14 protein-coding genes are annotated in these 13,021 nt (G+C 66.6%); 9 read left to right on the top strand and 5 right to left on the bottom strand.

Annotated elements, in window-relative coordinates; translation table 11 throughout:
* Positions 1–10: 10 nt before the first annotated feature.
* The 3 genes from kdpA to BSE24067_RS26125 all read right to left on the bottom strand — a co-directional run bounded on the left by kdpA (position 11) and on the right by BSE24067_RS26125 (position 3,223).
* Positions 11–1,816 (bottom strand): potassium-transporting ATPase subunit KdpA, encoded by a 1,806-nt coding sequence (gene kdpA, locus BSE24067_RS26135; protein ID WP_151064735.1) that lies wholly within the window; start codon positions 1,814–1,816, stop codon positions 11–13.
* Positions 1,813–1,905: a K(+)-transporting ATPase subunit F gene (gene kdpF, locus BSE24067_RS26130; RefSeq protein WP_006752209.1), complete on the bottom strand. Its 93-nt coding sequence runs from the start codon at positions 1,903–1,905 to the stop codon at positions 1,813–1,815. The genes kdpA and kdpF overlap by 4 nt, the downstream gene beginning before the upstream one ends.
* 343 nt (positions 1,906–2,248) lie before the next feature.
* Positions 2,249–3,223, bottom strand: a complete 975-nt coding sequence (locus BSE24067_RS26125; RefSeq protein ID WP_151064736.1) for a quinone oxidoreductase family protein — start codon at positions 3,221–3,223, stop codon at positions 2,249–2,251.
* 1,160 nt (positions 3,224–4,383) lie between these two features.
* Here BSE24067_RS26125 and BSE24067_RS26120 point away from each other — a divergent pair.
* A complete protein-coding gene (locus tag BSE24067_RS26120; protein ID WP_151064737.1) occupies positions 4,384–4,815 on the top strand; it encodes a WapI family immunity protein in 432 nt (143 codons plus the stop codon).
* A gap of 308 nt (positions 4,816–5,123) precedes the next feature.
* On the opposite strand, the gene BSE24067_RS26115 is transcribed toward BSE24067_RS26120, so the two are convergent.
* Both BSE24067_RS26115 and BSE24067_RS26110 read right to left on the bottom strand, forming a co-directional pair.
* Entirely contained in the window at positions 5,124–5,516 is a 393-nt protein-coding gene (locus tag BSE24067_RS26115; RefSeq protein WP_034208002.1) for a methylglyoxal synthase, read from the bottom strand.
* Positions 5,517–5,577: 61 nt separating this feature from the next.
* Positions 5,578–6,357 (bottom strand): SDR family oxidoreductase, encoded by a 780-nt coding sequence (locus tag BSE24067_RS26110; protein ID WP_151064738.1) that lies wholly within the window; start codon positions 6,355–6,357, stop codon positions 5,578–5,580.
* 257 nt (positions 6,358–6,614) lie between these two features.
* Here BSE24067_RS26110 and upp point away from each other — a divergent pair, with 257 nt between their 5' ends.
* The 8 genes from upp (at position 6,615) to BSE24067_RS26070 (ending at position 13,017) form a co-directional block, all read left to right on the top strand.
* Positions 6,615–7,265 (top strand): uracil phosphoribosyltransferase, encoded by a 651-nt coding sequence (gene upp, locus BSE24067_RS26105; RefSeq protein WP_151064739.1) that lies wholly within the window; start codon positions 6,615–6,617, stop codon positions 7,263–7,265.
* Between the two features lie 210 nt (positions 7,266–7,475).
* Positions 7,476–8,204: a YebC/PmpR family DNA-binding transcriptional regulator gene (locus BSE24067_RS26100; RefSeq protein WP_151064740.1), complete on the top strand. Its 729-nt coding sequence runs from the start codon at positions 7,476–7,478 to the stop codon at positions 8,202–8,204.
* Positions 8,205–8,309: 105 nt separating this feature from the next.
* Positions 8,310–9,590 carry a phosphoribosylamine--glycine ligase gene (gene purD, locus BSE24067_RS26095; RefSeq protein ID WP_151064741.1) on the top strand — a complete coding sequence of 427 codons (1,281 nt, stop codon included), beginning with the start codon at positions 8,310–8,312 and terminating at the stop codon, positions 9,588–9,590.
* Positions 9,591–9,708: 118 nt separating this feature from the next.
* On the top strand, positions 9,709–10,629 hold the full coding sequence (gene hemF / locus BSE24067_RS26090; RefSeq protein WP_151064742.1) for an oxygen-dependent coproporphyrinogen oxidase: 921 nt from the start codon (positions 9,709–9,711) through the stop codon (positions 10,627–10,629).
* A 34-nt stretch (positions 10,630–10,663) separates the two neighbouring features.
* Positions 10,664–11,377, top strand: coding sequence for a nicotinate-nucleotide adenylyltransferase (locus BSE24067_RS26085; RefSeq protein WP_151064743.1), 714 nt, complete (start codon positions 10,664–10,666; stop codon positions 11,375–11,377).
* Between the two features lie 4 nt (positions 11,378–11,381).
* Entirely contained in the window at positions 11,382–11,828 is a 447-nt protein-coding gene (rsfS, locus tag BSE24067_RS26080; protein ID WP_151064744.1) for a ribosome silencing factor, read from the top strand.
* A 19-nt stretch (positions 11,829–11,847) separates the two neighbouring features.
* Complete coding sequence (gene rlmH, locus BSE24067_RS26075) at positions 11,848–12,318, top strand: 23S rRNA (pseudouridine(1915)-N(3))-methyltransferase RlmH (protein WP_044844705.1); 471 nt, start codon at positions 11,848–11,850, stop codon at positions 12,316–12,318.
* Positions 12,319–12,369: 51 nt separating this feature from the next.
* Positions 12,370–13,017, top strand: coding sequence for a Maf family protein (locus BSE24067_RS26070; protein WP_151064745.1), 648 nt, complete (start codon positions 12,370–12,372; stop codon positions 13,015–13,017).
* Positions 13,018–13,021 lie beyond the last annotated feature (4 nt).

Genomic DNA, 13,021 nt, shown 5'->3' with positions numbered 1-13,021 from the left:
TGCGGGCGCATCATGCGCCCAGCCACATCATCAGATGCTCGACGCCGGGGCCGAGCGCGAGCGCCGGCACGTAGGTCAGCGCACCCACCAGCAGCACGGTGCCGAGCAGCAGCACGACGAACAGCGGCCCATGCGTCGGCAGCGTGCCGCCCGTCACCGCGATGCGCTTCTTCGCGGCGAGCGAGCCGGCGATCGCCAGCACCGGCACGATCGTGCCGAAGCGGCCGAACCACATCGCGATCGCGGTCGTCCAGTTGTAGAACGGCGTGCCGACCGTCAGGCCCGCGAACGCGCTGCCGTTGTTGTTCGCGGCCGAGCTGAACGCGTAGAGGATTTCCGAGAAGCCGTGCGGGCCCGGGTTCGCGATGCCTGCCTTGCCGGCGGCGGCGAGCACCGCGATCGACGTGCCGGCCAGCACGAGCAGCGGCGTGAGCAGCACGACGATCGACACCATCTTCATCTCGTACGACTCGATCTTCTTGCCGACGTACTCGGGCGTGCGGCCGATCATCAGGCCGGCGACGAACACCGCGAGCAGCGCGAACACGAGCATCCCGTACAAGCCGGAGCCGACGCCGCCGTAGACCACTTCTCCAAGCTGCATCAGCAGCATCGGCACGAGGCCGCCGAGCGGCGTCAGCGAGTCGTGCATCGTGTCGACCGCGCCGCACGACGCGGCCGTCGTCGCGACCGTGAAGATGCCGGTCTGCGCGATCCCGAAGCGCGTCTCTTTGCCTTCCATGTTGCCGCCCGGCTGCAGCGCGTTCGCCGACTGGTCGACGTGAAGCGCGGCGAGCGTCGGGTTGCCGCCCTGCTCGGCGCCGATCTCGACGCCGACCGCGATCGCGAACGCGACCGTCATCGCCGCGAGCACCGCGATACCCTGCCGCCGGTCGCCGATCATCCGGCCGAACACCAGGCACAGCGCGGCCGGAATGATCAGGATCGCGAAGATCTGCACGAAGTTCGCGAACGGCGTCGGGTTCTCGTACGGATGCGCGGAGTTCGCGTTGAAGAAGCCGCCGCCGTTGGTGCCGAGCATCTTGATCGCTTCCTGCGATGCGACCGGGCCCATCGCGAGCGTCTGCTTCACGAGCGGGGTCGGCACCGTGACCGGATTGCCCTTGTCGTCCTTCACCGGGCTGCCTTGCGCGTCGAGCTTCGGCGCCGCGTACGTGCTCGCCTGCAGCACCGGCACGTCCTGGTAAGCCTTCATGTTCTGGATCACGCCCTGGCTCATCAGCAGCGCGGCGATCACGACCGACATCGGCACCAGCACGTACAGCGTCACACGCGTGAGGTCGACCCAGAAATTGCCGATCGTCTGCGCGGTGTGGCGCGCGAAGCCGCGGATCAGCGCGATCACGACGACGATGCCGGTCGCGGCCGACAGGAAGTTCTGCACGGTCAGGCCCAGCATCTGCGTCAGGTAGCTGACGGTCTGCTCGGGCGTGTAGTCCTGCCAGTTCGTATTGGTGACGAAGCTGACGGCCGTGTTGAACGCGCCGTCGACGGTCATCGCGCCGAACTGCTGCGGGTTGCCCGGCAGCAGGCCCTGCAGCCGCAGCAGGCCGTAGAGGAACAGCGCGCCGAGCGCATTGAACGCGATCGTCGCGAGCGCGTATTGCTTCCAGTTCATTTCGGTGCCGGCATCGACACCGGCGATGCGGTACAGCGCGCGCTCGAGCGGCCCGAACACGCGCACCGCGCGCGAGCTGCCGTCCATCACGGCCGTCAGGTAGCGCGCGACCGGCACGGCCGCGGCGAGCAGCACGACGATGAACAGCAGCGTCTGAAACACGTTGTTCGCGTTCATTCGATGTCCTCCGCGCGCAGCAGCGCAAAGACGAGATACGCGAACAACAGCGCCGTCGAGGCGCCGGCCAGCCAGAGCATCCAGGTCATGCGCGCCCCCCGCGGCCGTATTGCGCGAGCTTCTCGCAACCGGCGATCAAACCGAGGATCAGCGCGGTGAAAACCACCAGTGCGCCGATGAAAACCCCATCCATTTTTGTTCTCCGTCGTCGAAATCGGACGACTGGAACGTTATGGGAACGCGCGTAAAGGGCGGGTCAAAGGTGATCGGGCCGGTATAAAAAACGCGTAAACGCGCGCGGCGGGAACGATTGGAGGAACGGCTGGCGGAACCTGCGGCGGAGCTTCGGCGGGTCGGCGGACAGGGCGGACGGCACGCCGGTGCCGTCCGCGACTTGACGTGCCGGCGAGGTGCCGGCACGAACGGGATGCGTCAGGGGATGAGGATCGTCGAGCCGGTCGTCTTGCGCGCCTCGAGGTCGGCATGCGCGCGGCCGACTTCCGCGAGCGGATACCGCTGGTTGATGCTCGTCTTGACCTTGCCCGACAGGATCACGTCGAACAGCTCGGCGGCCGCGGCTTCGAGATCGGCACGCTTCGCGATGTACGAGAACAACGTCGGCCGCGTGAAGAACAGCGAGCCGCGCGTCGAGAACTCCTTCGAGTCGATCGGCGGCAGCGGGCCCGACGCATTGCCGAAGCTGACGAAGTAGCCGAGCGGCGCGAGACAGTCGAGCGAGCCGATGTAGGTGTCCTTGCCGATCGAATCGTAGACGACCGGCACGCCCGCGCCGTTCGTGATCTCCTTCACGCGCTGCGTGAAATTCTCGCGCGTGTAGACGATCGGATGGTCGCAACCGTGCGACTTCGCGAGCGCGGCCTTCTCGTCGGAGCCGACCGTGCCGATCACGGTCGCGCCCAGCGCCTTCGCCCACTGGCATACGAGCAGGCCGACCCCGCCGGCGGCCGCATGGATCAGGATCGTGTCGCCGGCCTTCACCGGATACGTGCGGCGCAGCAGGTAGTGCGCGGTCAGCCCCTGCAGCATCACCGATGCCGCATCGTCGTAGCTGATCCCGTCCGGCAGCTTCACCACACGCTCGGCGGGCATCACGCGCTCCTGCGCATACGCACCGGGCGGCTGGCCAACATAGGCGACGCGGTCGCCGGCCTTGAACGCGGTCACGCCGTCGCCGACGGCCGTCACCTCGCCCGCCGCCTCCATCCCGAGGCCGCCGGGCAGCGGCTGCGGATACAGGCCCGTGCGGAAATACACGTCGATGTAGTTGAGACCGACCGCGTGTTGCCGGATCCGGACTTCGCCCGCCTTCGGCGCGCCGACCTCGACATCGACCCACTTCATCACGTCCGGGCCGCCGGGTTGGTCGTATCGGATTGCTTTCGGCATCGTTTTGCTCCTCTTCTGTCTGGAATCTGGAAATCCGGTTCGGCGAATGCATCGACATTGCCGCTACAGCGATGCGTGTGAACACGGGTCGTAGCGGAGGATTCTCGCGCGTCGTGCGCGCTCACGCAGCGCGTCGTCGCAATCCCTTCACCTCGGTAGGGTTTTCGCGGGAAATGGATGGCATGGGCCGGGGTCATACTTGGTCACATTCATATCAAGACATTTGGGTCGTACGAATTTCCGCTCGGTTCGCATTGACCGAGGCGCACTGAAGGCAAATGCGGCGGGCATGGTCACCCATGCCTTGGGACAAAACCACCCGTGCGGTTAACAGCCCCCCTGAACGCCGGACATAGCCTCTCACTTAAGCTGGCAGATAGGCTGGCGAACTGATCGTAACGTCTCGAAGATGGCGTTTGGCGCTGAAGAGGCAATTTGCACACTGTCCGCACTTTCATTCACGACAGATGTCGCTTCACCACCCTATGAGTACGCTCACTTATTCCGGCACGGACGCAGGAAAATCTCTGTCAGCCGCCCCGCCACGTATTACCGATACAGCGTTTGCTGTGGCTGTCCCATCGCTCCCACGTGGCGCGCGGCCCATTATCGACGATCAGTCTGGCGCGTGTGTGGGCTTCATCCACGAAGGCGCGAAAAACGTTGGCATGTTTTTGACGTATCTGGTCAATACGTCGGGATCGAGGAAGCTCCTTTAGAAACACCCCTCGTTGACCCGTATGATTTGATTCTCATAGGTTCTGCGGCATTGAAGCTCGTACGCACCGGCTTCAACACCGTTTCCCGATTGGCGACCGGGCGCGCTGCGGTCTCTGCCACATCAAAGATGACGAGCAGAATACTCCCGCTTCTGCGCAGTAGGCTGCAAGGCTTGCCGGTGAACGATTGCAGTTTACCGAGACAACAGCCAAGCACATGGCAAACCCGGGTCGATTTGTACCTGTTCACATCCTCCATTTGGCGATCAAGTATGGAAGGCGAACGCCCGCCCCCCAGAAGGTGGCGGGTGTATTTCGATATGAAATCGAGATGTCCCGCTTTGTGAAGAGGGGAACAACTTCATTCGAGAGCGTAAAACACTGGAAGTTGTCGTTCGAGAGAACGACTGGACAATCCTCCACTTTATGTACTATTGACACATGCTGATCATTGACACAGATGACTTTCGGCTTCAAATGGAGCCCGTTGCTGCGCGACGCGAAGAACCGGGAGGCCCGTATCTTGAATGGATCGATGTACGAATCCAATTGACGGTACCGGGCATTCAGGCGGAAGGGCAATGGAGTGTGATGCCCGAGGAGTTGCGACAATTTCGGCAACAGATTCAATCCATCCAAACGCAGCTTCAATCCGGGCAACGAGCGGATTTAACCAGCGTCGAGCCGGAGTTCGAACTCACATTACGAATGCTCGATCGAGGGGCAATCATAGGAGACTGGCGCTTTCAGCCAACCGCTCCCGAGGGAGCATGCATCACAGGGTATTGCGGGCTGGATCAGTCCTTCTTGCCCGAACTGCTACAAGGAATCGAATCCCTTCTATCGTTCAGCGGAACGAGCAAATCACCGTAATCGAGGCCCTCGCGCGCGGATGCACGTGCCTTGTTCGACGCCGTAGTCAGCCAGCCGACGGCTTCGCCGAACGCGCAAGCGCGCTCGCCAGCTCGATTGTGTGCCAGGCCATCACGCCAAGAAGCGGTGCCGTCATGAGTGGCGCGCTGAAGCCTTCGAACCCGGCCGTTGCGTGGCAATGCACCGGCCCGCTCGCTCGACAGCGAAGCATTCGGCACGATCCATCCGAAACTCCGCGATCGACCGCATACGACAATCTCTTAAACGAAGCCCCCGACCGTCAAAGCGCGGCGTTCTTCAATAGCCGCCTAGCAAACGTCCTGCATGTTCCGCGCCAGATCGTCGAGCAGCATCCGCGCGGTCGCGACGTTGGTCGCGACCGGCACGTCGTGCACGTCGCACGCGCGCACCAGCGCGGTGATGTCGGGGTCGTGCGGCTGCGCGGTCATCGGGTCGCGCAGGAACACGACGATGTCGACGCGGCCGTCCGCCAGTTCCGCACCGATCTGCAGGTCGCCGCCGAGCGGCCCCGACAGCTTGCGCTCGACGTCGAGCCCGTGCGCGGCGGCGATGCGGCCGCCCGTCGTGCCGGTCGCGACCAGCCGGCATTGCGCGAGCGTCTCGCGGTACTGGCCCGCGAGCGCGACGATCTCGTCCTTCTTCGCGTCGTGCGCGATCAATGCGATGCGGGGTTTGCTCATCTCCGGTTCCTTCGTCGTTCAGTGGTGTTGGTCATCGTGAATGGCGCGGCGCGTCGGAGCATCAGAACGTACCCGGATACGCGCCGCCGTCGAGCAGCCAGTTCTGGCCGGTGATGTAGCCGGCATGCACGCTGCACAGGAACGCGCAGGCCGCGCCGAACTCGGCGCGCGTGCCGAGCCGCCCGGCCGGGATGTCCTTCGTGCGACGCGCGCGCATCTCGTCGACCGTCACGCCCTGCGCCTTTGCCGACGCGGCGAGCGTCGTCGCGATCCGGTCGGTGTCGAACAGCCCCGGCAGCAGGTTGTTGATCGTCACGCCCTGCCCCGCGACCTTGCGCGACAGCCCCGCGACGAAGCCGGTCAGCCCCGAGCGCGCGCCGTTCGACAGCGCGAGCACGTCGATCGGCGCCTTTACGGCTGAACTCGTGATGTTGACGATCCGGCCGAAGCCGCGCCCGATCATCCCGTCGATGGTCGCGCGGATCAGCTCGATCGGCGTCAGCATGTTCGCGTCGAGCGCGCGGATCCAGTCGTCGTGCGAGAAATCGCGGAAGTCGCCGGGCGGCGGGCCGCCGGCATTCGTCACGAGAATGTCCGGCTGCGGGCACGCGGCGAGCGCGGCCGCGCGCCCGTCGGGCGTCGTGATGTCGCACGCGACTGCGGTGATCGACACGTCCGACGCGGCGCGGATCTCCTCCGCCGTTTCCTCGAGCGTGTCGCGCGTGCGCGCGACGATCACGAGGTTCACGCCCTCGGCGGCCAGCGCTTCCGCGCAACCGCGCCCGAGTCCCTTGCTCGCCGCGCACACGAGCGCGGTCTTTCCTGCGATGCCGAGATCCATCGTCGATTCCTTTGTGGCGACGCGCGCCGGCGCTTGCCCGCCGCGTCGCCGGACAGGCGACCGGGCCCGAACGGCCGGGAAGCAGCCGGAAGCGGCCCCGAAGCGGCCCCGAAGCGGCGAACGCGGCGCGCGGATTGTCGTGAGACGTCGATAATATCCGGATCGCGCGGCGCGCCTTGGTAAAATTGCGGCCATAAGCGGCAGCCGGCCTCGCGACTCGCCGCCCCCGATCCTCTTTTGCCGCCAAGGCGCCCCTCATGAAACAGGACAGCCGTTTCCCGAATCTCTTCATCCTCGATCACCCGCTGATCCAGCACAAGCTGACCCACATGCGCGACAAGGACACGTCCACGCGCACGTTCCGCGAGCTGCTGCGCGAAATCACGCTGTTGATGGGCTACGAGATCACCCGCAACCTGCCGATCACGACCAAGCGGGTCGAAACCCCGCTCGTCGAAGTCGACGCGCCGGTGATCGCCGGCAAGAAGCTCGCGATCGTGCCGGTGCTGCGTGCAGGCGTCGAGATGTCGGATGGCCTGCTCGACCTCGTGCCGTCCGCGCGCGTCGGCCACATCGGCGTGTACCGCGCCGACGACCACCGTCCCGTCGAATACCTGGTGCGCCTGCCGGACCTCGAAGACCGGATCTTCATCCTGTGCGACCCGATGGTCGCGACCGGCTATTCGGCCGTGCATGCGGTCGACGTGCTCAAGCGCCGCAACGTGCCGGCCGCGAACATCATGTTCGTCGCGCTGGTCGCCGCGCCCGAAGGCGTGCAGGTGTTCCAGGACGCGCACCCGGACGTGAAGCTGTACGTCGCGTCGCTCGACTCGCACCTGAACGAGCACGCGTACATCGTGCCGGGCCTCGGCGACGCGGGCGACCGCCTGTTCGGCACGAAGAACTGACGGCTGACGGGACGCGCCGGGCGCGCCGCAACGGCCCGCACCGGCCGTTCGGCCATGCGCGGCGGCCCGAAACGGCGGCCGCCGCGTGATAAAATCACGTTCCACTCGACACGCGCGGCCCCGCGGCATCACGCCCGCCCACACGGCCGCCGATTCAACGACACATTGGCACAATCGCCCGCGCGAGCGCGCCCGGGCACGGAGAAAGGTATGGCTGGTCATTCGAAATGGGCCAACATCAAGCATAAGAAGGCAGCGGCCGACGCGAAGCGCGGCAAGATCTGGACCCGTCTGATCAAGGAAATCCAGGTCGCGGCCCGCCTCGGCGGCGGCGACCCGAGCTCGAACCCGCGTCTGCGTCTCGCGGTCGACAAGGCGGCCGACGCGAACATGCCGAAGGACAACGTCAAGCGCGCGATCGACCGCGGCGTCGGCGGCGCGGACGGCGCGAACTACGAAGAGATCCGTTACGAAGGCTACGGCATCGGCGGCGCGGCGATCATCGTCGACACGCTGACCGACAACCGCACGCGCACGGTCGCGGAAGTCCGCCACGCGTTCTCGAAGTTCGGCGGCAACATGGGCACCGACGGTTCGGTCGCGTTCATGTTCGATCACGTCGGCCAGTTCCTGTTCGCGCCCGGCACGTCGGAAGACGCGCTGATGGAAGCGGCGCTCGAAGCCGGCGCGGACGACGTCAGCACGAACGACGACGGCTCGATCGAAGTGCTGTGCGACTGGCAGGCGTTCTCGGCGGTGAAGGATGCGCTCGAAGCCGCGGGCTTCAAGGCCGAACTCGCCGAAGTGACGATGAAGCCGCAGAACGAAGTCGAATTCACCGGCGACGATGCGGTGAAGATGCAGAAGCTCCTGGACGCGCTCGAGAATCTCGACGACGTGCAGGAGGTGTATACGAACGCCGTCATCGTCGAGGAATGACATGCCGGCCGCCGTGCGCTTCGCCGCGGCGGCGGCCCGACCGATTTCGCGGCCGGCGCGCCTGAGCGTGCCGGCCGCCCTGTTTTCTAGTCTGCGGGGAATCCCATGAAACTACTCGTCGTCGGTTCCGGCGGCCGCGAACATGCGCTGGCGTGGAAGCTCGCGCAGTCGCCACGCGTCCAGATGGTCTACGTCGCGCCCGGCAATGGCGGCACGGCGCAGGACGAGCGTCTGAAGAACGTCGACATCACGTCGCTCGACGCGCTGGCCGATTTCGCGGAAAGCGAAGGCGTCGCGTTCACGCTCGTCGGGCCGGAAGCGCCGCTCGCGGCCGGCATCGTCAACCTGTTCCGCGCGCGCGGCCTGAAGATCTTCGGCCCGACGCGCGAAGCCGCGCAGCTCGAAAGCTCGAAGGATTTCGCGAAGGCGTTCATGAAGCGCCACGGCATTCCGACCGCCGACTACGAAACCTTCTCGGACGCCGCAGCCGCGCATGCGTACATCGACGCGAAAGGCGCGCCGATCGTCGTGAAGGCCGACGGCCTCGCGGCCGGCAAGGGCGTGGTCGTCGCGATGACGCTGGAAGAAGCGCACGCGGCGGTCGACATGATGCTGTCGGGCAACAAGCTCGGCGACGCCGGCGCGCGCGTCGTGATCGAGGAATTCCTCGACGGCGAGGAAGCGAGCTTCATCGTGATGGTCGACGGCAAGCACGCGTTGGCGCTGGCTTCGAGCCAGGACCACAAGCGTCTGCTCGACGAGGACCGCGGTCCGAACACGGGCGGCATGGGCGCGTATTCGCCCGCGCCGATCGTCACGCCGCAGATGCACGCACGCGTGATGCGCGAAATCATCATGCCGACCGTGCGCGGGATGGAGAAGGACGGCATCCGCTTCACGGGCTTCCTGTATGCGGGCCTGATGATCGACAAGGAAGGCAATCCGCGCACGCTGGAATTCAACTGCCGGATGGGCGACCCCGAGACGCAGCCGATCATGGCGCGCCTGAAGAGCGATTTCTCGAAGGTCGTCGAACAGGCGATCGCGGGCACGCTCGACACGGTCGAGCTCGACTGGGACCGCCGCACCGCGCTCGGCGTCGTGCTGGCCGCGCACGGCTATCCGGACGCGCCGCGCAAGGGCGACCGCATCAACGGGATCCCGGCCGAGACCGAACAGGCGGTGACGTTCCATGCGGGCACGACGCTCGTCGACGGCGACAAGCTCGTCACGTCGGGCGGCCGCGTACTGTGCGTGGTCGGCCTCGCCGATTCGGTGCGCGAAGCGCAGCAGCATGCGTACGATGCGATCAACCAGATCAATTTCGAAGGCATGCAGTACCGCCGCGACATCGGTTTCCGCGCGCTGAACCGCAAGAGCGCGTGACGATCGCTTCGGGCGCGCCGCGACGCTGCGCGCCCGCTCCTCTGCCGGGGTTCGCTAGAATGCCCGGCAGATGCCTTTTTTACGGCCCGCGCTTCATGCGCGGCCACCCAGTTCAGACATGACCGATTCAACCTACGACGTGACGCGCGTGCGCACGTACCTCCAGCGACTGCAGACACGCATCGCCGACGCGCTCGGCACGCTCGACGGCATGCCGCTCGCGACCGATACGTGGCAGCGTGGCCCCGAAGAGCGCCTGCGCGGCGGCGGCTGCACGCGGATTCTCGAGGGCGGCCGCGTGTTCGAGCGCGCGGGGATCGGTTTTTCCGACGTCGCAGGCGACGCGCTGCCGCCGTCGGCAAGCGCCTCGCGCCCGCAGCTGGCCGGCCGCGGCTTCGAGGCGCTCGGCGTGTCGCTCGTGCTGCACCCGCGCAATCCGTACTGCCCGACCGTGCACATGAACGTGCGGATGCTGATCGCGACGAAACCGGGGGAGGCGCCGATCTTCTGGTTCGGCGGCGGGATGGATCTGACACCGGTTTATCCGTTCGAGGACGACGCGCGGCATTTCCACCAGACCTGCAAGGACGCGCTCGACCCGTTCGGCGCCGAGCTGTACCCGCGTTTCAAGACGTGGTGCGACGAGTATTTCTTCCTGAAGCACCGTAACGAGACGCGCGGCGTCGGCGGGATCTTCTTCGACGATTTCTCGGAGCCCGGATTCGAACGCTCGTTTGAGATGATGCAAAGCGTAGGCGACGCGTTCCTGAACGCGTACCTGCCGATCGTCGAGCGCCGCGCCGCGCTGCCGTACGGTGAGCGCGAGCGCGACTTCCAGGCTTACCGGCGCGGCCGCTACGTCGAATTCAACCTCGTGTTCGACCGCGGCACGCTGTTCGGCCTGCAAAGCGGCGGACGCACCGAATCGATCCTGATGTCGATGCCGCCGGTCGCGAACTGGCGCTACAACTGGCAGCCGGAACCGGATTCGCCGGAAGCGCGCCTCGCCGAATTCCTCGTGCCGCGCGACTGGGTTTGACCGCCCGGCCGCCTCAAGAACAGGACACGTTTTTCTGGACACCACCGCCCGCCCCGCCCCGCAACCGCGCCCGCAGTCACGTCGCATCGGCCTGCTCGGCGGCACGTTCGACCCGATCCACGACGGTCATCTCGCGCTCGCGCGGCGGTTCGCCGACGTGCTCGCGCTGACCGAGCTCGTGCTGCTGCCGGCCGGACAGCCGTACCAGAAGCGCGACGTGTCGGCCGCCGAGCACCGGCTCGCGATGACGCGCGCCGCCGCCGGCGCGCTGTCGCTGCCCGGTGTGACGATCACCGTCGCGACCGACGAGATCGAGCACGACGGGCCGACCTATACGGTCGAGACGCTCGCGCGCTGGCGCGCGCGGATCGGCCCCGCCGCATCGCTGTCGCTGCTGATCGGCGCCGACCAGCTGGTGCGGCTCGACACGTGGCGCGACTGGCGCGCGCTGTTCGACTACGCGCACGTGTGCGTGTCGACGCGCCCCGGTTTCGACCTCGGCGCCGCGCCGGCTGCCGTCACGCAGGAAATCGCGCGGCGCCAGGCCGGCGCCGACGTGCTGAAAGCCACGCCGGCCGGCCATCTGCTGATCGACACGACGCTCGCGTTCGATATCGCCGCAACCGACATCCGTGCGCACCTGCGCGAATGCATCGCGCGTCATGCGCAAATGCCCGATGCGTCGGCCGAGCATGTGCCGGCTGCCGTCTGGGCCTATATTCTTCAACATCGTCTCTACCATTCCTGATTCCATGGATATCCGCAAACTGCAGCGCGTGATCGTCGACGCTCTCGAAGACATCAAGGCGCAAGACATCAAGGTGTTCAACACCAGCCACCTGACCGAACTGTTCGACCGCGTGATCGTCGCGTCGGGCACGTCGAACCGCCAGACCAAGGCGCTCGCGTCCAGCGTGCGCGACAAGGTCAAGGAAGCCGGCGGCGACATCGTCAGCTCCGAGGGCGAAGACACTGGCGAATGGGTGCTGGTCGATTGCGGCGACGCGATCGTGCACATCCTGCAGCCGGCGCTGCGTCAGTACTACAACCTCGAGGAAATCTGGGGCGACAAGCCCGTGCGGATGAAGCTCGGCGGCGGCAAGGGCCCGAACGGCGTCGCGACCGCCAGCGACGACGAGGACGACGAAGAAGAAGCCCCCGCACGCCCGGCGCGCAAGACGACGGCCCGCCGCCGCTGAGCCGCCGCGAGTCGTTCCGATGAAGCTTTTCATCCTCGCGGTCGGCCACAAGATGCCCGGCTGGATCGCGTCCGGCTTCGACGAATACACGAAGCGGATGCCGCCCGAGCTGCGCATCGAGCTGCGCGAGATCAAACCCGAACTGCGTTCGGGCGGCCGCAGCGCGGAAAGCGTGATGGCGGCCGAGCGGCAGAAGATCGAGGCCGCGCTGCCGAAGGGCGCGCGCATCGTCGCGCTCGACGAGCGCGGCCGCGACTGGACCACGATGCAGCTCGCGCAGGCGCTGCCCGGCTGGCAGCAGGACGGCCGTGACGTCGCGTTCGTGATCGGCGGCGCCGACGGGCTCGATCCGGAACTCAAGGCGCGCGCCGACCTGCTGCTGCGCATCTCGAGCATGACGCTGCCGCACGGGATGGTGCGCGTGCTGCTCGCCGAACAGCTTTACCGGGCGTGGAGCATCACGCAGAATCACCCCTATCACCGCGCATGACGCGTCGTCCTCGGGACGCGCGCCCCGCGCGCTCAACGAGATAACGACACCATGCCGTCCAGCACGCCCCCCGCGCTTTTTCCGACCCCGCTTTTCCAAACGCTTTACCTCGCCTCGCAAAGTCCGCGCCGTCAGGAGTTGCTGCAGCAGATCGGCGTGCGCTTCGAACTGCTGCTGCCGCGCGCCGACGAGGACGCCGAGGCGCTCGAGGCCGAGCTGCCCGGCGAAGCCGCCGACGCGTACGTGCGCCGCGTGACCGTCCTGAAGGCGGAAGCCGCGCGTGCGCGCCTCGTCGCGAGCGGCAAGCCGGCCGCGCCGGTGCTCGTCGCGGACACCACGGTGACGATCGACGGCAAGATCCTCGGCAAGCCGGCCGATGCCGACGATGCACTCGCGATGCTGACCCGCCTCGCCGGCCGCGAACACGACGTGCTGACGGCCGTCGCGGTGATCGGCGCCGACGGCGAACTGCTGCCGCCCGCGCTGTCGCGCTCGTCCGTACGCTTTTCCGCCGCACCGCGCGGCGCGTTCGAGCGCTACGTCGACACCGGCGAGCCGTTCGGCAAGGCCGGCGCGTACGCGATCCAGGGGCGCGCTGCCGAATTCATCGAGCGAATCGACGGCTCCCATTCGGGTATCATGGGTCTGCCCCTTTTTGAGACTGCCGCGCTGCTGCGCGCCGCGCGCGTCGCCTTCTGAATCC

It is taken from the genome of Burkholderia latens (genome assembly GCF_902499045.1).
GTDB lineage: Bacteria > Pseudomonadota > Gammaproteobacteria > Burkholderiales > Burkholderiaceae > Burkholderia > Burkholderia latens.
Note: the sequence above shows the minus strand (reverse complement) of the source record. Positions and strands in the feature narration are given on the sequence as shown.